Source organism: Desulfobacula sp. (genome assembly GCF_014237455.1).
In the GTDB taxonomy this organism is placed as follows: domain Bacteria; phylum Desulfobacterota; class Desulfobacteria; order Desulfobacterales; family Desulfobacteraceae; genus Desulfobacula.
On the sequence record NZ_JABZFL010000030.1, the window covers coordinates 80,731 to 99,050 of the forward strand.

13 protein-coding genes, 2 tRNA genes and 1 pseudogene are annotated in these 18,320 nt (G+C 39.8%); 6 read left to right on the forward strand and 10 right to left on the reverse strand.

Going from position 1 to position 18,320, the window contains the following annotated elements; genetic code table 11:
• Window positions 1-38 precede the first annotated feature (38 nt).
• Window positions 39-554, reverse strand: coding sequence for an RsbRD N-terminal domain-containing protein (locus tag HGJ91_RS04720; protein WP_291346551.1), 516 nt, complete (start codon window positions 552-554; stop codon window positions 39-41).
• 304 nt (window positions 555-858) lie between these two features.
• On the opposite strand from HGJ91_RS04720, the pseudogene HGJ91_RS16485 reads away from it, so the two are divergent.
• Window positions 859-996, forward strand: a pseudogene (locus tag HGJ91_RS16485) (acyloxyacyl hydrolase); the annotation flags it as partial.
• 7 nt (window positions 997-1,003) lie between these two features.
• Here the strand turns inward: HGJ91_RS16485 and HGJ91_RS04725 are convergent.
• Window positions 1,004-1,095 (reverse strand) — tRNA-Ser (locus tag HGJ91_RS04725).
• Window positions 1,096-1,108: 13 nt separating this feature from the next.
• Window positions 1,109-1,196, reverse strand: a tRNA-Ser gene (locus HGJ91_RS04730).
• Window positions 1,197-1,439: 243 nt separating this feature from the next.
• On the opposite strand from HGJ91_RS04730, the gene HGJ91_RS04735 reads away from it, so the two are divergent.
• The 5 genes from HGJ91_RS04735 to HGJ91_RS04755 are packed head-to-tail and all read left to right on the forward strand — an operon-like array spanning window position 1,440 to window position 6,834.
• On the forward strand, window positions 1,440-2,909 hold the full coding sequence (locus HGJ91_RS04735) for a SpoIIE family protein phosphatase (RefSeq protein WP_291346552.1): 1,470 nt from the start codon (window positions 1,440-1,442) through the stop codon (window positions 2,907-2,909).
• A gap of 31 nt (window positions 2,910-2,940) precedes the next feature.
• Window positions 2,941-5,472: an ABC transporter ATP-binding protein/permease gene (locus tag HGJ91_RS04740; RefSeq protein WP_291346553.1), complete on the forward strand. Its 2,532-nt coding sequence runs from the start codon at window positions 2,941-2,943 to the stop codon at window positions 5,470-5,472.
• Complete coding sequence (locus tag HGJ91_RS04745) at window positions 5,447-5,977, forward strand: Crp/Fnr family transcriptional regulator (RefSeq protein WP_291346554.1); 531 nt, start codon at window positions 5,447-5,449, stop codon at window positions 5,975-5,977. Before HGJ91_RS04740 ends, HGJ91_RS04745 begins: the two co-directional genes overlap by 26 nt.
• 46 nt (window positions 5,978-6,023) lie before the next feature.
• Window positions 6,024-6,470 carry an ATP-binding protein gene (locus HGJ91_RS04750; RefSeq protein ID WP_291346555.1) on the forward strand — a complete coding sequence of 149 codons (447 nt, stop codon included), beginning with the start codon at window positions 6,024-6,026 and terminating at the stop codon, window positions 6,468-6,470.
• Between the two features lie 31 nt (window positions 6,471-6,501).
• On the forward strand, window positions 6,502-6,834 hold the full coding sequence (locus tag HGJ91_RS04755) for an STAS domain-containing protein (protein ID WP_291346556.1): 333 nt from the start codon (window positions 6,502-6,504) through the stop codon (window positions 6,832-6,834).
• Window positions 6,835-6,836: 2 nt separating this feature from the next.
• Here HGJ91_RS04755 and HGJ91_RS04760 read toward each other — a convergent pair whose 3' ends face one another.
• From HGJ91_RS04760 to HGJ91_RS04790, 7 genes are all read right to left on the reverse strand, one after another.
• Window positions 6,837-7,214 (reverse strand): PqqD family protein, encoded by a 378-nt coding sequence (locus HGJ91_RS04760; protein ID WP_291346557.1) that lies wholly within the window; start codon window positions 7,212-7,214, stop codon window positions 6,837-6,839.
• Complete coding sequence (locus HGJ91_RS04765) at window positions 7,204-8,025, reverse strand: hypothetical protein (protein ID WP_291346558.1); 822 nt, start codon at window positions 8,023-8,025, stop codon at window positions 7,204-7,206. The genes HGJ91_RS04760 and HGJ91_RS04765 overlap by 11 nt, the downstream gene beginning before the upstream one ends.
• An 84-nt stretch (window positions 8,026-8,109) precedes the next feature.
• Window positions 8,110-8,718, reverse strand: coding sequence for a hypothetical protein (locus HGJ91_RS04770; RefSeq protein ID WP_291346559.1), 609 nt, complete (start codon window positions 8,716-8,718; stop codon window positions 8,110-8,112).
• Between the two features lie 78 nt (window positions 8,719-8,796).
• Complete coding sequence (locus tag HGJ91_RS04775) at window positions 8,797-10,758, reverse strand: peptide transporter (protein WP_291346560.1); 1,962 nt, start codon at window positions 10,756-10,758, stop codon at window positions 8,797-8,799.
• A 35-nt stretch (window positions 10,759-10,793) separates the two neighbouring features.
• Window positions 10,794-12,785: a DUF6785 family protein gene (locus HGJ91_RS04780; RefSeq protein ID WP_291346561.1), complete on the reverse strand. Its 1,992-nt coding sequence runs from the start codon at window positions 12,783-12,785 to the stop codon at window positions 10,794-10,796.
• Window positions 12,778-17,586, reverse strand: coding sequence for an FtsX-like permease family protein (locus HGJ91_RS04785; protein WP_291346562.1), 4,809 nt, complete (start codon window positions 17,584-17,586; stop codon window positions 12,778-12,780). Before HGJ91_RS04785 ends, HGJ91_RS04780 begins: the two co-directional genes overlap by 8 nt.
• Window positions 17,577-18,317, reverse strand: coding sequence for an ABC transporter ATP-binding protein (locus HGJ91_RS04790; protein WP_291346563.1), 741 nt, complete (start codon window positions 18,315-18,317; stop codon window positions 17,577-17,579). Before HGJ91_RS04790 ends, HGJ91_RS04785 begins: the two co-directional genes overlap by 10 nt.
• Window positions 18,318-18,320 lie beyond the last annotated feature (3 nt).

Genomic DNA, 18,320 nt, shown 5'->3' on the forward strand with positions numbered 1-18,320 from the left:
TATTTTATGCGTGACAAACCTAAATTTTGTCATGCATGTTAAGATTTTTTCGAGCCAAGGAGATCCTCTTCCGTTAGCTCAGTTACTAAACCCGCCCTTTCAAAAGCCCTGTGAATGCGTCTTTTGCTCTCAGTTGCTTTTAAAAGGAATATTTCTTCTTTACATTTCATAAGCTTGTTGAATGCCGCCAGCGCAATTTCATCGACAAGCTTGTCAAATTCTCTGATCAGGCTGTCATCAAGGATATCTTCGCCAATTTTCTTTAAAGAAAAAACAAAACTGACAGCCTCGGAAGCACAAAATGCCTGTACCGCCCTGATACGGATGATCGGATCAAGCGTCTTTTCAAGTATTTCCCGGTTGAAATCGCCTATAATAAGATTAAAAACGTCTTCAATGGTTTCATGGGTGACAGCACCGACAGGGTTGTCAAAGCGGTTGGAGTCTTTGCCCAGTACTTTTGCACTTTGTGCGGGATATGTATTAATTGTTGCCTGGAACCATTTTTTTATAAATAGCTTCTTATTTTTTGTAAGTATTTGTTTTAAATGCATATTTTTTTAAATAATATATAAAAATTAAAATATTTTTCTATCATAATTGTTAGAAGGATATAAACTTCCTTTAATTGTATGTCAAGGGTTATTGCTCGGCAAACAGTAATCCATGAGCGTTCTTAAAACAAGTAATTGTAGGCCTCAGACAAAGACACCAGATTTTTTGTTGAACAAACGGAATTTTTCACTTAAAAGAGGGTGAAAGTGATAACTCAAAATTTTTTTAATCAATGGCTTGGAAGAAGAAAAGGATGATTATGAAAAAGTGCTTGCTTTTCACCATTAGTTTAATTTTCAGTTTGAAGACAGAATCGATTTCGGCACCCGGAAAGGGTTTTTTGATTTAAATTTTAGATATATGCACTACTCAAATGCCTCAATTAAAGGCCTGGATCATGGCATCGACATCTGGATATTTACCACATCAATTCAGTTTTAAAAAAGTGTGGCGGAGAAAGAGAGATTCGAACTCTCGATGGACTATAACACCCATACTCGCTTAGCAGGCGAGCGCCTTCAGCCACTCGGCCATTTCTCCGCATTTTGTAAAATGGCGGAGGAGGTAGGATTCGAACCCACGAAGCTTTGACACTTAACGGTTTTCAAGACCGCCGCCTTCAGCCGCTCGGCCACTCCTCCGAAATTGACCCAAAACTTATATCACCTTGTCCAAAACAGGTCAAGAATAAACTCGCCCGGATTTTTTAATTCTGGTTTAAAAATAATAGAGATGGTACTATACCGCAATAAAACGCAAGTGCTAAAATCAAAACATTGATATTTTGGTATTTCCTAAAGGGAGACAGGGCATTTATGAGAATTATCCTTCATTATCTATTTGCTGCATTGATTTTAAGTTTTTACGGCGGTGAAGTCTGACCAATGCTTGAAGGTGTGCCCCCCGGGATGCTGGGGGTATTGACAGGTTTGGTTTTTATAATTGTTTTTATTGTAAGATTTTTAATAGTCAAAAAAGTTGTTCTTAAGTCACCCTTAATAGATCAGGCAAAAAAACAATTTTTCAGTGAATACGGATTGGTATTATCTGCCGGTGTTTTAATGGTTTTTCTGGACCATTTTATTTTGTCCATACCATTTGTTAACGGGGTGGTATTTTTTATCGGGTTTATCGCGTTTGGATTTTTTATCGCAATAGATATGTCGTTGCAAAAAGAGAGAAGTGTGATTAAAAATGCTATGGAGAATTCCGATGTCATCAAGGTTCCCCAACAATTTTACCCCTTAACCCGGAAGTTTTTTATTGTAGCCCTTGTGACCAATCTATTGGTCATGATTATCATCATGCTGATCATAGGAAGAGATCTTGCGTGGCTGGGGGCTATGGATCCGGCTCAGATGAATATCATGCTAGGAATGACGACCAAGACTATTTTTAAAGAAATTTCTTTTGTTATTTTTATTCTTTTAATACTGGTGATCAATATTTTATACTCATACTCAAGAAATCTTAAGTTGCTTTTCCAGACGGAAACCGGCATTCTGGAATCCGTGAGTAACGGTGATCTTTCAAAGCTTGTTCCAGTTGCAACCAGCGATGAATTCGGTGTAATTGCTACCCATACCAACAAAATGATTCATGGATTACGGGACAGAATAAGGATGCTGACACGGCTGAATGTTGCAAAAGTGGTACAGGAAAATCTTTTGCCGAACAATGCCCCGGATTTTCAGAATTTGGAAATTTCAGGTATCAGTTTGTATTGTGAAGAAGTGGGGGGGGATTATTTTGATTATTTTAAATTCTCCGAAAACAAGATTGGCATTGCTTTGACGGATTCGTCCGGACACGGTGTGGGTGCGGGGCTCGATATGACAACCATAAGAGCGTATCTTCGGTATGGTGTTGAGGATTATAAGGGGCCTGCACAGCTTATTGCCTCTGTTAACAGGCATCTTGCAAGGGATAGCTATGAAACCGGCCGGTTTACCACTGTTTTTTTTGTAGAGATCGATCAGGGAAAGAGGGGAATCAAATGGGTCCGGGCAGGACACGAACCCGCGCTGTTTTTTACACCCGGGTCAAAAAAAGTTCAAAGACTGCTTGGCAATGGAATGGCCTTGGGGGTTGATGCGGATGCAAAAATTGATGAATATGAAATTTGCGGGTGGGAAAAAGGCTCTGTCCTGGCGATTGTGTCTGACGGACTCAAAGAGTCCAGAAATTCACAGGGTGAGATGTACACAGAAAAAAGAATTACCAGCACAATAGCAGAAAATGTGGCGCAATCAGCCAAAACCATTGAGAAAAAACTGCTGGAAGATATTAATGCTTTCCGGGGCGATGTCCCAATAGCTGATGATATCACTATTGTGATTGTTAAATTTTTTTAAAGAGTGGGAAAAAAGATTTTAGCAGAACAAAATGGCTTTGAAAACAAAAACAGACAAAACAGAAATACCGATTACAAAAAGGTCCCTGACATCGTGGATTTTTGATGGAAATATAAAACTTCAGATATTGCTTGTGGCAATTATTCTGGTTACGGTTGCTATCAGGGTGGTTCCCCTTGAAATGCAAAAACGGATTGTCAATGAGGCAATAAATTTACGGAAACTGGATCTTCTGATCATTTATAGTGGAATTTATCTTGCTGCGGTTGTTCTGGCATCGCTTTTTAAACTTGCAATTAATATAATCCAAACAAAAATCAGTCAAAAAGCTACGGCTGAAATGCGAAAGCAATTATATCATCATATTTTGAATATGCCGTTGAACTTTTTCAGAAATACCCAGCCTGGTACGGTGGTTAATTCTTTGATTAACGAATTGACTATCCCGGGAAATTTTGTGGGTATGGCAGTGGCAGTGCCGTTAACCAATGTGGTGACACTTCTGGCTTTTTTCGGTTACCTGCTTGTATTGAATCCGATACTGGCTATTATTTCATTTTCCATATATCCTGCAATGCTCTATGTCATTCCGGTGCTCCAGAAACGTGTTAACCGGGACAACAAAAAAAGAGTGAATGCATCCCGGGAATTATCATCCAACATTGTCGAGTCTATTTCCGGTATCCACGAGGTTCAGGCTAACGGTGCTTTTGAAATTGAGAACACTAAATTTGATACCATTGTTGATTATCTGAGAAAAATCCGAATAAAATGGAGTATTTATAAATTCGCTATTAAGGTTTCCAGCAATTTTTTTATTAACCTGGGGCCGTTTTTGATTTTTATTGTCGGCGGATATCTGGCGATTAAGGGACAATTGGGGTTGGGTGCACTGGTGGCGTTTTTGTCTGCCCAGGAGAAATTGTATGATCCTTGGAAAGAGCTTATCGAATTCTATCAGGTATATCAGGATGGAAAAATAAATTATTACAAAACCATGAATTATTTTGATGTTGAAATTGAGCATGAGCTCGCTCCAAAGGACAGGGAACCTTTTGAATTGGATGTTTCCATCAATGTTGAAAAGATGGGCCTGGAAACAAAAGAAGGCATAAAATTGCTTGATGATATCAATCTTCATATAGCTCCGGGAGAACATATCGCACTGGTGGGGTTTTCAGGAAGCGGGAAAAGTTCGCTGGCCTTATGCCTGGCACAGCTTTACAAATACACATCGGGTCATGCAACTATCGGAACCAAAGAAATTTCCAAACTCACCAAAGCCGATATGACAAAAAATATGGGCCTGGTTTCGCAGTCTCCATTTATATTTGCCGGTACCATCAAAGAGAATCTCATGTATTCCTATACAGCACTTCATGGTGAAGAATGCGTACTTGAAGGAGAGTGCAAACCGGAACTGGATGGGCTTGTTCACGTGCTTCAACAGTCCGGGTTGTTTGTAGATGTTTTAAGATTCGGATTGAATACAATTATTGAAGGGACTGCTGAGGAGTTTATTCCTGTTATCATTAAGATGAGGGAAAATTTCCAAAAAGAATTTGGAGATTCGATTGGCGAATGGGTAGAATTTTTTGATGAAAAGCAATTCCTTTCTTATGCGGGCATTGCTGATAACATTATTTTTGGTGCACCGATTTCCGAGGAATTTAAAAATTATAAATTGACAGAAAACCCTTTCTTTTTAAAATTTATGGATGATGCAGATTTGACAAGGCCACTTTTGTCTTTGGGAAAAGAAATCGCAGATCAGACAGTGGATATTTTGAAAAATATTACCCATGATAAAATGTTTTTTGAGCAGACTCCTATCAAACTGGAAGAGTTTGAACAATATGAAAATATTGTTATACAGACAAAAAATAAAAATCTTCACCAGATAAACAAAGAACAGAAAACAGAACTTCTGGAACTGGCATTACGGTTTTCCCCCGGAAAACACAGGATTGCAACCATTCCTGAATTTTTAATCAATCTAATCCTTGAAGGCAGATACATGTTCCGAGAGAAGATTATGCAAAAAAATCCGCATGCCATAGCATTTTTCAAAAACGACCAATATATTCATTCCCAGACGATATTTAATAATATTCTTTTTGGTATTGTCAAAACAACAAATCCAAGAGCCCAGGAAAAAATAAATCAATTCATGATCGCTCTTTTGATTGGAGAGGATTTTCTTGAAAAAATGATTGAGATCGGTATGAATTTTAAGGTGGGTACCAAAGGCAACAGGCTTTCCGGCGGGCAGCAGCAGAAACTTGCCATTGCCAGAACCTTTTTAAAATCACCACCGATTATGATTCTGGATGAAGCAACCTCAGCCCTTGATAATAATTCTCAAAAAAGAATCCAGAGTGTACTTTCCCGACATTGGAAAGGGAAAAGTACGTTGATCGCTGTTGTTCACCGGCTTGATATTGTTAAGGAATATGACAAGGTTGTTTTTTTGAAGGCCGGTAAAATTGTAGAAATGGGGACCTATGATGAACTGATGGCAAAAAAGGGGTATTTTTATGAACTCGGGTATAAACAAAAATGATTCAAAAGAGAAGAGTGAATTTACAGAAAATTTGAATATCTTCAGGCAGATAGACTTTTTTTCAGGTATTCCCATTGAGGGTATAAAGCTTTTTGCCTTTCTTTGCAAAAGACAATCGTATAAAGCAGGGGAGTTTATTTTTCACCAGGATGATGATGACGGATGTTCTTATTATATTTTATCCGGAAAAGCAAAGCTTGTTCTTAATCTGGAAAAAAAAGAACACTTTATCCGTGAATATGAAGTAGAAAGTTATTTTGGTGTCCTGTCTTTAATGGCGCCTATGATAAAACAGTTTTCTCTTATTGCCACACAGGATACGACCTGTATGGTGATGAGCCGGGAGGCTTTTTCCAAGGTTGCTGATCAGTTTCCCGACATACCGCTTAAAATCGCAAGATCCGTCGGGCAAAGGGTTTTGCAGGCAGAAAGAAAATGTATTCTTGAGTTTGAATCAAAAGGAAGAGATGATTTGAAAAATCTTTTAGGCATCAGCCTGATATGAGAAAGTGAGATTGACAAATTAATTACGTGTTATTACAATACCTGGTATGGGAAAAGTTAATTTATCCATAAAATTAAAAAATCGTTTGAATGATTTGGACAGGATCAAAAAGGCTGTTTCAAAAATGTCCCCCTCCATCGACTGTACCAAGCGGAAATTTCAAGAAATAAATTTGATTATTGAAGAGTTGTTCACAAACGTGGTGTGTCATGGATTCAACGATGATAAAGAACATGATATTGATTTGTATTTAACCTGTGATGAGAAGTTATTGATAATTCGTATGGAAGATGACGGGAAGCCTTTTGATATTACAGCCGCATCCGCACCTGATACAAAATGTGCCATTGAGAAACGATTTGTCGGTGGTCTGGGAATTCACTTTGTAAAATATTTTGCAGACGATTGTAAATATTATCGTAAAAAGGGTAAAAATATAATTGTGCTCAAAAAGTATATAACAAAGAATGAACAGGTAAATGTCGAATCTTGACTTAAAATAACAATCATAAGGGATATCATTCATGAAAATTTTCCAGGAAAATAATAACGGGATAGAAATATTTAGTGTGAAGGGCAGTCTTGATTCCAACACATCAACAGAATTTGAAACTCGGATATATGCTGCTCTTGAAAGTGGTCAACGTAAACTGATTCTCAATTTGGAAGATCTGGATTATATCTCAAGTGCCGGTATAAGAGTGATGTTGAAAACGACAAAGGATCTCAATCGTATGGATGGGAATATCGTACTTTGTACATTGCAGGATTATGTGAGAGAAGTCTTTGATATAGCCGGCTTTGACGGGTACCTGAATATTGAAAACAACCTAAAGGCAGCAATGGATAATATTTGAAATTAAGGTTCTTTAATCCCGATCAACCCTTTCTCTCCCAATGATCGCAAAAAAAGTGTAACGGAAATTTCAGCCTCTTTATAGTTCAAGCTATGGCGGACCGCAAATTCTTTGATAATCGTTTTAACATTTTTTTCTCCGTCTAAAAGAGACCAGACATCAACTCCTAACCCGTCAAGCTGTATTTTCCTTGTGAATGTATTTTTTTGGTTTCGGCCGACTATTTTTTGTATCCTTAAAAAAAATGGCTTATACATGGCCTGATATGTAAGAATCAAATCACCTGAATCCAGAAAGTTTTCTTTAACCGTTGTGTTTTTTTCAGGAACGCACAAGAGGGCATCATTTTTTTTAAGACCGCTTTTTTTTTTAAATGTCACCGATAATAGACTCTTTTATTAAATCGTGTTTAAATTTTTTCCGGGAATCAACCATAACACCGATAATTCTATTGCTTGTTTTCTCCTGGCATATTCTAAAAACTATGTAGCGTGAGTAACGGTTAAGGAAGGGCAGGGTATGGCTGTTTTTTAAAATACCCTGCCGATAATTCCATTGAAAACAATCGCCATATTTACAAACACCTGATTTTGCAAATCCTTGGAGCTGGCTGAGCCGTTGGGTAGCAAATGTTGTGAGATTCGTTTTTGACAGCAAAAATAATGCAGGCCCCCAACTGAAAATAGTCAGTTTTGTTTTTTTGTGATCAAAATTTAAAATATAGCAGCCGGGTTTAAAACTATAGTCCGTCATGTTAAACCTGTGCGGTGTTGAAAAATGCAACCCAAATACTCGCCAGTATATGTGATCATCGTTTGAATGGTCTTTATATGATAGTAGAATTGACTTTTGCAACGCGTCAAATGTTTTTGATTTTGAAAAAAATCGTATCAAAGAAAGTTTTTTACAATGAGAGCAGAAAATAAGTGAACCCCTACCGGAGGAAGAGGCGCTTTCCCATGAAAAAAAGAAAAATTCAAGATCCTGGTTGGTTTGTTTAAAAGAACCGGGTGCCGGACGCTCATAAATTTTAATTTTAATTTTTTTTTGTATTTGGGCTATAAAGTTTTTTAAGTATTTTTCAAGGGTGAATTTTTCCGGAGAATCAGTCCATTTTATTTCCATTCGTGGCTGGGTATCTTCACCTATAATGACATGGTCCTTATCAAGACTGTCAATTTCCCAACTCATTGGTAGTCTGAGCGAGATGCTATTCCAGGCAAATTTTTTCTGTAAAAATTCCTCTTGGCTATGCATTAACAACAGCTCTTTTCATTAATGGGGGATATACAGATCCCACAAGGCTTTTCTTTTCAGCTTGGGCAGAGGCTCTATACTATTTTTACTTGGAAATTTTGTCATAAAACAAGCCCTTTCTTTTTCGACCTGGCTGGTCAGTGTAAGTTTTACTGCATTCCCAAGTTTTTCATCCTCAACCATGGTGTTGTGCTGCAGGATAAGACTTGTTCTTTCTTTTTTGTCATTTACAAATGACCATTTCCAGGCAATCATTGTTTGGAAGGAATCACCACGGTATTCGCTTGGGGAGCCCAGTTCTTTTTCATATCTGCGCAATAATTTTTTAAAAAAGGATTTTGATGAATCAGAAAATTTTAATTTGATTCTCAATATTTTACTGGGTGCATCACATAATCCGTAGGTGATCGACCCGGATTTGAATCCTGCCCGTTGGATTGTCTTACCTTCACCGAGGTATGGATTAAATGCATTATCCCTGCAGGTTCTCATATCAATGAGGTCAGGATAGTTGGAAATATTGTCTCCCAGTTCAAACCCGCCAAGATGGGTTGGAAATTTTGCCTGGGCATAATTTGGGAGTAACAAAAAAATTGAAAAACAGAAAAAGAGCATTTTTATTTTCATTATCGTTCGCCTTGTATTCGAAAATGTTTTCAGGTTTTCGTTCAAACATTATTTATAGTTTACCACAAGTATTATTTTTTAAAAAGCAGTACTTCCAAGAGATTTTAATATGAGCGTAAGACCCATTGCAAACATGCCGGTAAGTCCCATTCCGCATGAAAAGCCTGCCAGCAGGACCGGTGCATATTGACGCCATTGTTTTCCATATCGTTTCAGAAAAAAGAACCGGCCCAGAAGTGCACCGAGAACTTCTAAAATAAGACCATGGGGAGTGCTTTGGCCAAGCCCCCGGACAATACCGTAAATTAAGAGAATTGGTAATCCAAAAAAAGTGAGAATTGCATAAGTGATGACACCAAAACCCATGCCTGAGAAAACGACATTCCCATTTAATGCCTGGTAAAAAAGAGAGTTGCCTTCCATGGTTGAGGATTGCATTAATAGTGTATTTAATGCCTGAAGGTGCCATAGTTCCTGGGCATAGGGGTAACTGCTGGACGGGATGGGAGCCAGCCGCCAGATGAATTGTGAAAAAAGCAGGCTTGCAATCATTACAACCGGGAAAACAATAAATTCTGCTTTGATCACACCTCTCAGGCTTGTCCCGGTCAGTTCAATTTGTCTGAAATTTACAGTTGCTTCACCATAATTATGGATGGGGATCGGTGCATACCAAATCTCAATTCCCTGATATCCGAAATATTTTGCCCCGGCTATGAAACTTGCTTCCCGAACCAAAGGAAGACTGACAAATTGTCCGGCAATTCCTTCCATCCTGGCAGTGATATAGGAAATGACCGGGGTATAGACAAATCCGTAAATAAGGAAAAAAATCCATGGAAAGGTAGGAACTAAAATGGTACACAGCACCACATAGGAAAGGGTCGAAAATATATAAATGGCAATGGCAATCCTGAAATCAAAATCTCCCCTGCCCGGGGGAGGGTTGAAAAGGTCTTTTAAACTGCCTCTTTCCATGTTTGAAGACCCTTTAAAGGACTTAATGACCTGCCACAACCCGATCAGTCCGATGGAAAGTCCAAGCCCGATACCAAAGCTCATATAAAAATCAAAATTGTTGGCAAAAATAGTTTCAACAGTTCCCATGCCCTGGTGCCAGCTATGAAGGATTCCATTTTGATACAGCATCGGGTTGACAATGATGGTAATTAAAAGTCCGATAAGTCCGCCGATTACAGCCCAGAAAGGAAGAACCATACCCAGAAAGATCAGTCCGAGATCAAGCTGAATACCGGTTGCAACTGCCGGAAGGATACCTTCGGTATGTCTTGTCAGCTCAACCCAGGGGATGGGAATCAGTCGAATAGGTTCGGTAAAAATAAGGCCCGAAACTGCCGGAAGGAGAATATAAACTGCTCCAAACGCAAGCCCGATGACACCGCCAATGGAAAAGACCCGCCATTTCCAGCTTTTGATCTTTTCATCTCTGGATTCTGCCAGGGCAATGGTCCCCAGTGCTCCCACCGGTGCCATGGGAAAGGGCAATTTTTCAACATCGGAAGTGATCCGAAACAATGCATACCCCAAACCAAACTGATCTATTCTCTGGATGACTTGTGAACCGACCAAGAGAAGAATGGGAATTAACCAGTCCTGGTGAAAAAAGGTTCTTTCCAGAATCGCAATCGATTCGGGTTGGGGTGCTATCCATGATGGTATAAATTCTGTCAAACCAAGCATCCTGGCGGCATCGGATTGAACCAGGTATTGATTCCATAAAAGCCCTTGAAAAGGTGATGCCATTGCTGCACCGGCCATATAATAAAGAAGAAATATTTCCTGCTGTTTTAAGTCGGAATACGCCCTTTTTGCAATTTCTGCAAAAAGGATAATGGTCACCCATCTTGCGGCTGGACCAATCCCTGTGCCGATGACCAGCTGAAGATACATGCTTCCCGGCATCATGAGAAAACCGATAAAAATGGCACCCACAATAGTCTTCCAGTTAAACCCTTCTTCGAAATGATCGGGTGGTTTTAAAAGATCGCGGTATTCTTTCAGCTCTTTATCATCATACATGTATCACAGCCTTATAAATCCTTTGTCTTTATCATTTATGTCGGTAGTACCTGGTATCCATATTCAGTGAAAAATCCAATAATGGCCCATGTCCCGCCTATGAGAAAATCACCCATAATCAGTCCCACAAAGAAATACCGCATTTTTTTAAATAAGATCACTCCGCCATACCGCATACATAATGTATTAAATATCCATCCGATGAAAAAGCTCAACCAGAGAATTTTCATGGCTGAACTGTAAACCATCAGATACCCGATGGGATGAAGAGGCCACCAGTAAAACCGGTGGTAGCAAATCACGAGGATGCCCATTACAACCGCACCTGCGGCTGCAAATAATTTGATGGAATCTCCCTGTTCAATACTGTTTTGCAGGAGGGGGAAAAGATTGTTATACATGGACACGGTTGTTCGGGTTGCCCAGTCAAGCTGGAGTTCTCTTATCCCGTACCGGTAGCAGAGCAATATCATGGCAATGGCAGAAACCAGAAGGCAAAGGAACATGGCCACCAAAATAGCCAATGCAATTTTTCCCTGTCCACTAGCATGTCGGGTTACCCTTCTTGTGTGCAGGATGGACGGTGCCACAGACTCTCTTAAATCTACAAACAGTATTTTTTGACTGATCCCGGCTAAGACCAGTGCCACACTGGAAAATATTTTCAGACCCAAAATGGTATTAACGGCATCCAGCGGAGCAACCGTCAATGTAAAGTATGTGACGCCTCCTTGACAGATCACCCGGGTGGCAACCATTGTAAATAAAATAAAAAAAGTGATTAAAATAATGCTTTGAAAAATAGAGACACCATGAAAGGAAAACCAGATGACAAGTGTTATAAATCCGAAACTGGTTCCCCAGAATGCAAGTTTATCATCCATATGGTTTGAATTATTATCACTCTGGCCAAATCCGAGTGCATTTTTTGTCATTTTAATAAAATGAAATCTGGCTAACCAGATCAGGAATATTGCAAAAACAATAAATGCACCAATCATCTGGGTTTCTTCAGGACTTGCCAGCGTTGGACCAAATGTTGTGCCAAGTTCTGATGCGGGAAAACTGTATCCTGTGACAGACAAAACACCCGTGAAAAAAGCACCCAGTATGAAAAAAAACCAGAAAGAAAATGATACCTGTTTTGATGCTAAAAACGCAAAACCGATAAAGGCCGGATAAAGGTATAATTTAAGCTTGATAAATCCCGTCAGGATGCCTTGTTTGGGAAAATAAGGGCCAGCAAGAATCAAGGTGTTAATGTGTGGGAACGAGGGAAAATAAAAATTCAACCCGTTCAGGAGATGAAGACAAATCGGAATTCCAAGTCCGATTAATAAAAATTTATTCCCAAAGAAAGAAGACAATTTGTCTTGGTCAAGCGCACTTTGTATCATTTTCGGTACGATCAAAAGTGGAAAATTCATCCGCTCATTTTCCATGGCCTGCCGGGTAATCATATGAATGAGGCAGAGAATTAAAAAATAGCAGATGAATATAAAAATTCCCCAGGACAAAAATGGCACTGCCCATGTGTGCCAGGGGACCTTGGAGGTAAGTTCCAGCCACCCCATGTCCTGTCCACCGTCAATACCGTTGTAAAGCATTTCAATGGCTTTGCCATCCTGGGGGAAAAGGTTTTTGGGTAGAAACGGGTGAAGAACTTCCTGCCATCGGTTTTCCACACTGGCAAAATAGTATGGTGCGGTCAGGTTGATGAAAAATGTCCTGGCAAACCCGGTATAGGCAATCCCTGAGACGAGAATCATCAGGCCCCATGTAAAAAGAAGTTCAGTCCCTGAAAGAAGGGTTTGGACCTTAAACAGTTTTCGGGCCAAAGCAGTGATAATCGTTAACCAGAATAAAAGGTAAAAGGGTGCCAGAGGAAAGTACCCGCCACCCAGAGGCGTTGCATTCCGATAGACATTATTAAAAGGTGTCAGGGCACAAATCAACACTGCAAGGAAAATTGCAATAATGTATGCCCGGGGCCTGATGGCAACCCATTTTTTTTTAGTTTCAGGCAATATTTGTTTTCTTCTCCTTATATTCTTCCTTTTCATCCCTGTCCATGGATCTCCAGATTAAAAGCTGCTTTCTCATGAGATTAACAAATCTTTTATTGATCCGCCACCAGGTGTTTCGTTCACCGGATTCACGCCTTATGTTCATGCGTATCTCTTGATGTTTTTTATAATATTGTGATGGATGGAATACGATACTAATGTCCTGCATGACACCCAGATCAAAGGGAGCAAGCCAGGCTGTAAAATTGATTTTCAAATTATTTTTGTCTGATAATTTTGATGATACCGTATGTTTTTTGTCTGAAGACAGTTCCAGGTTATCCACCGAGAAAATGCCTTGGGATATTTCTTGATGGGCTTTAAGGAACTGGTAGAGATAACCCGAGACACTCTGTATTTCACTTGTTTTAATTAAAAAAGGCAATTCAATATCCAGAGTGTCGCCCTTGGCTTTAGCAAGCTCCCATGATTTTTCAACATCCGGTATGGCAATCGAAGCGGCAACCCGGGAGGGATATATGGAGGATAAAATGACAACCAGCATGACCAGTGCCATGGCAAACACACCGCCCAAAGAAGAATAGTTCACGGTGATACCGTTGAGAAGAGCGGTTCCTGCAAAGACTTTAACCATGACCTGGGCAAGAATATACCCTAAAACCACGCTGAGTACAGCATAGGAAAGGGCTTCAGCAATAAAGATAATTGAAACATGGGAGGGTGCCATGCCGATGGAAGTATAAATACCAATTTCCCTTTTTCTTTCCTGAACACTGCCTATCATAGTGTTCAGTACGATAAAAATAGAAATGAGAATGGGGATCAAAATATTGGGCACCCCTGAATAATCGAGGCTGTCACTTGCATTATAGAGAAAAACTCCTGTTTTTTCCCCAGAGAAGAGCCATAATCCGAATCGATCCACCATTTCATAAGTAGAGTCATGACTGTCAGGATTGTTCTTATGTTTTAATGCAATACTTTTAAGATTTCCCCCCAGAGAAATAAGGGTTTTATAGGGAATGATCACGGTTTGATCAAAAGGGATATGTTTGTACCGGCTTTGAAAGGCTTTGATATCCTCCCCAGATTCCATGGCTTCCATTTCTGCATCTGTGGTCATATGAAAAACCTCATCCGGGAAAATTGCCGGTGTTATGGGTTCTCCATCAAGATCCCTGAATTTATCAAATTTATCCCCGGAAAAAATGCCGATAACTTTAAACGGAATGGACCAAAGCATAATATTTCGGTCATCGGGATGTCGGTTTAAAAGATTTAGCTTGGCTGCCATTCTTTCGGAAATGATGATCGAATATCGGTCAGTATCCCAAAACCATCGACCCTGGGTCATAAAGTTTGAAAGACCGCTGATTTCCGGTTCTTTGGGAGATAAGCCAATCAGACCATTTGCTTCAAAGGTTTGATCCTGATGACGTATGGGAATCTTTGTCGCCCGGGTTCGATTTTGGGTTTCAAGCCAGGCCCTTGGCGCTGCAATCATATTTGAGGTCACGGTATTTTCGATTATTTTGAATGCTTCGGTGGGGAGACCTTTCCAGTTCAGTTGTTTTATCAAAAGCCCCTGATAGGGTGTTTGATCATTGTACAATAGTTTGGAGTGCTGGCGAATGTTTTTAACCGAAGTAAAGCTCATGATTGTAAACGTAAGAATAATAAGTGTCGTACAGGTGAGGACGGTTCTGATTTTTCTTCTCCGAAGATTATTGACTCCCATGAAGAAAGAGGCAGAAAATGCTTTTAAAAAACTTATTTCTCCTCCATTTCCCCTTTTTCCCTGTCGCTGTATTTGTTTCATTTCATTCTCAAAATGATGAAAAATGATCCATGTCACCATGGCAGACAATCCAGTGATGAAAAATGCAAGAATCACAACGATGGGACTATAGGCCAATTCAAATGCCGGATGAACATTATAAATAATGGTGATAAGAATAATTAAAATCGTCAGGAAACCGGCAATTCTTTTATAAATATTGATAAAGGCAAAGGCAAAGCGCTCCAGGCAAAAAGCAAACGGTGCAAATAACATAATATAAAACAGAACACCATAAAGCACATCTTTCTGGATAGTTTCAACATGGTCGTATACCCTTCCGGCAAGGGCAAGAGATGTGCCGGCCGAATTAAAAAATTTATCATATTTTAAATTTTCAAAATTCAGTTTTGCATTTTCCAATGCCTGGTTCCCCTGGATTCTTAATTCCCTGATTTTCCGGTTATTAATTCCCTTGTGTTCAAGGTTGTCTATCCTCGGGTTCAACAACGCCCACATATCTTTCGCCGCAAGATACTGGGTGGGCGTAATCAACGGGTTCTCATCAATTCGATATCCTCTGCCAGCATGATGTTTTGGGTCGGAATGGGTTAATAGCAGCTTTTTGGTCAGAAGGGTGTCTGATAACGCTATTTTCAGACGGGTTCCGGGCCGGAGATAAATGGAGTTGATAATAGAGGATCTGGTATCAATCCTGCTGTACCAATATTGTATTGGGGCGGCACCCGTTCTGGCATCCAGGATCACTATCTTCGTCATATACTGGAAGGTTCTGGGTTCAAGAAGATTGAGTATGGTTGTCTGGCTGCAGGGAAACATAACAAGATCGGTTTCCATATTTTTTTTTGTTACTTTAACACGATATCGTGCCTTTGTGGTCTTTCTTTTATCAATCGTCCAGGTGGTATTTCCGGTTGTTTTATCGAATTTATAACCTTCAATAATCACTTTATGGAGGGTTGATTTTTTGGTTGCCACACCTTTGATCATAAATTGACCTGATTCATCAACCATATTATGGAATGTCCCATGGCCCTGGAATGAGAGAATAACGCTGCCAGGCGCCGGGGCATCGGCAAACACAGCACCATGTCTTAAAAAGTTAGCCTGCCCCCTTACCGTGGCAAAATCATTTCGCGGAGGTCGTGTGCCGGAAATATCAGGTGTGGAGGCAATAATTTTAATAAGATTTGAGATAAAACGGCTCTGGTTTGCAGCGTTTTTAATATCTATTGTTTCTAAAATATCATATGGGGTGCCCCATAAACGTCTTGCATCATTTGTCGTTACAAGACTGAGTCCCAAATAACCCGCCAGCCTGCTGACTTCGCCCCCTAGTGCCGGTGTGTCCTTAAAATAACTTTGCCAGGATTTGTGAAGCGAGGGCCTTAATGAATCCTTTAAAATATTTTCCGAATTGAGATTGTCAGCTGCTTTTTTGCTGCTGTTAATGAGGAGTTTATTTAATTTAACATAGGGTGAGAATGTATTTATGGAATCTTTAATGTCATACAACCAGCCTTCATTAAATGCTCCGATGCCGTTTCCATGACTTGAAAGGTGCAATGAAATGATTATTTGGACATTTTTTGGTTCAACTAATTTTCTTAATGTCTTAGATGACATAAGATTCTTTTTGTGTGTTTTTGAATCAGTCAAGATTCTTTTTAATTTTTCAGCAGCAGGGGGGATCAATACTTTTACCAAATCAATTTCACTAGTAGTAAGACTCGTCAGATCGTTCTTACTTTCAAGTCTTTTTAACGCCATTCTCCGGGCTGCCAATTTTTTTATCTGAATCTCGTCCGGCTTTTCCTCAAGTCGAAGCTGCATCAGTTGGTTGCTCTGGCCATCAATTTTTGTTTTAATGACATCTAAAATATTTTTTTGAACAAGCTTAAGGTTATTGACGTCCAAGTTCTTTTTTCCAAGATAGTCATCCAGTAAATTTAAACTTTTTTCAGATTCATTGATGGTCTTCTCATAGTTTGAGAGCATTTTTTTTAATTGTCTGGGTTTCAATTGAAGACTCCAGATAAATTCGCGCATTCCTTGAAGGCTGTTACCGTGACCGGATGTGGCAATTAACAGGATTGATCTTTTTACAGGGTTGGTTTTAAGATAGGCTGCAAGATCCATGAGTGTTGCGATGGAGCAGGCTTGATCAGCACCGGGTGACCGTCCGGGTATGAATGCGGATGTGTCATAGAAACTTTCTATGATAATCAATTCATTTTTCAATTCATCATCAGTGCCCGGTATCATGCAATAAATATTTTGGGCAGTTGTTCTTTCCCATTTCAGGTCTGAAATGAGGGTAACTTCGGGTGTTTTTTTAAGCGCACTGAAATTTTTAAAATCACCGAACAAGACCTTGGCCTTTTGAGTTGAAATAATAAATTTTGGAAATTGCACCGGCGAAATTTCAGTTTTGTCTTTGAAAATAAATTTATCCGGGTGAGGGCCTTGAATGTATATCAATGCCCTGGCACCCAGTGAGAGCGCATTGATCCAGTTGCTGCCGGAATCAAGATCCATTAAAACGATGGCACCTTTTATGGTCCTGTCGTTAAAGTCTTTCAACTCTCCTTTGCCCACATAAACGATAGACGCGGTCAGGCCGGGCTTTGGGATTGTTCCTGGCGAAATGGCATTGGACAGAAACGGATCAATGGCTAAAGGCTGCCCCTCATTGCCCACCTTGATCCGGCAGATTCCCTTTTTACGAACAGGCAAAGAAAAAGCCTGTGATCCAATGGCGGAATACCCTAAATTTTTCAATTGGGATTTTATAAATTCAACTGTCTGGGTGGTGCCAATAGTTCCACTGCTTCTGTCTTGAACACTTGAAAAAGAAGTGATTAACTGAGCGAATTTTTTTTGATGATAAGGCTCACTTACAATCAGTGCCGAGAGGGTCGCCGGCAATAATAAGATTAAAAAAAACAATAAAAAGGAAAAAAAATGTGAAACAGGCTTATGCAATGTGAATGCTACCCCCACTTTTCATCTATTTTACCCAATGAAATAGAAAGTTCGTCTCTGTTCTCTATTCTATCAACCCGGCCGTCAGTGACCCAGATGACCCTGTCTGAAACATTCAGCATTTTCAGGTCATGGGTTGCCGAGATAATGGTAACCCCTTTTTCCCGGCTCAGCAGTTTTAATAATTTGATGATTTCATCTCCTGTTGTCAGATCCAGGTTGCCTGTGGGCTCGTCTGCCAGAATGATGGCAGGATCATTGGCAAGGGCTCTTGCCACGGCAACCCGTTGCTGTTGACCGCCGGAGAGTTCAAAGGGTTTGTGCTGGAATCTTGGTTTAAGTCCTACAAGATCCAGAAGCTCCATTCCTTTATCTCTTGCCGCATCATCCGGTATTCCGGCAAATATCATCGGCAGTGTCACATTCTCCAAAGCGGTCATCACCTGGATAATATTAAAGGTTTGAAAAATATATCCGATTTTCCTGCAACGCAGCCAGGCTAATTCATAGGCATCCAGCTGTGAGACGTCAATTTCATCGATGAAAACAGAACCGGTTGTGGGTTTGTCCAAACCTCCGATCATATTAAAAAGGGTTGTTTTCCCGGATCCTGACGGTCCCATAATAGAAATATATTCACCGGTTTTTATTTCAAGATCAATTCCCTTTAAAACATGGACCATTGATTTTCCCATTGTAAAATCTTTGGTGACATTGGATACACGGACGATATTAGTTGGATTTTCCAAGAA

What these genes read in the sequence shown, in the direction of transcription:
- HGJ91_RS04720 (WP_291346551.1), bottom strand. Translation starts at nt 554, where the DNA reads ATGCATTTAAAACAAATACTTACAAAAAATAAGAAGCTATTTATAAAA.
- HGJ91_RS04735 (WP_291346552.1), top strand. Translation starts at nt 1,440, where the DNA reads ATGCTTGAAGGTGTGCCCCCCGGGATGCTGGGGGTATTGACAGGTTTG.
- HGJ91_RS04740 (WP_291346553.1), top strand. Translation starts at nt 2,941, where the DNA reads ATGGCTTTGAAAACAAAAACAGACAAAACAGAAATACCGATTACAAAA.
- HGJ91_RS04745 (WP_291346554.1), top strand. Translation starts at nt 5,447, where the DNA reads ATGAACTCGGGTATAAACAAAAATGATTCAAAAGAGAAGAGTGAATTT.
- HGJ91_RS04750 (WP_291346555.1), top strand. Translation starts at nt 6,024, where the DNA reads ATGGGAAAAGTTAATTTATCCATAAAATTAAAAAATCGTTTGAATGAT.
- HGJ91_RS04755 (WP_291346556.1), top strand. Translation starts at nt 6,502, where the DNA reads ATGAAAATTTTCCAGGAAAATAATAACGGGATAGAAATATTTAGTGTG.
- HGJ91_RS04765 (WP_291346558.1), bottom strand. Translation starts at nt 8,025, where the DNA reads ATGAGTTGGGAAATTGACAGTCTTGATAAGGACCATGTCATTATAGGT.
- HGJ91_RS04770 (WP_291346559.1), bottom strand. Translation starts at nt 8,718, where the DNA reads ATGAAAATAAAAATGCTCTTTTTCTGTTTTTCAATTTTTTTGTTACTC.
- HGJ91_RS04775 (WP_291346560.1), bottom strand. Translation starts at nt 10,758, where the DNA reads ATGTATGATGATAAAGAGCTGAAAGAATACCGCGATCTTTTAAAACCA.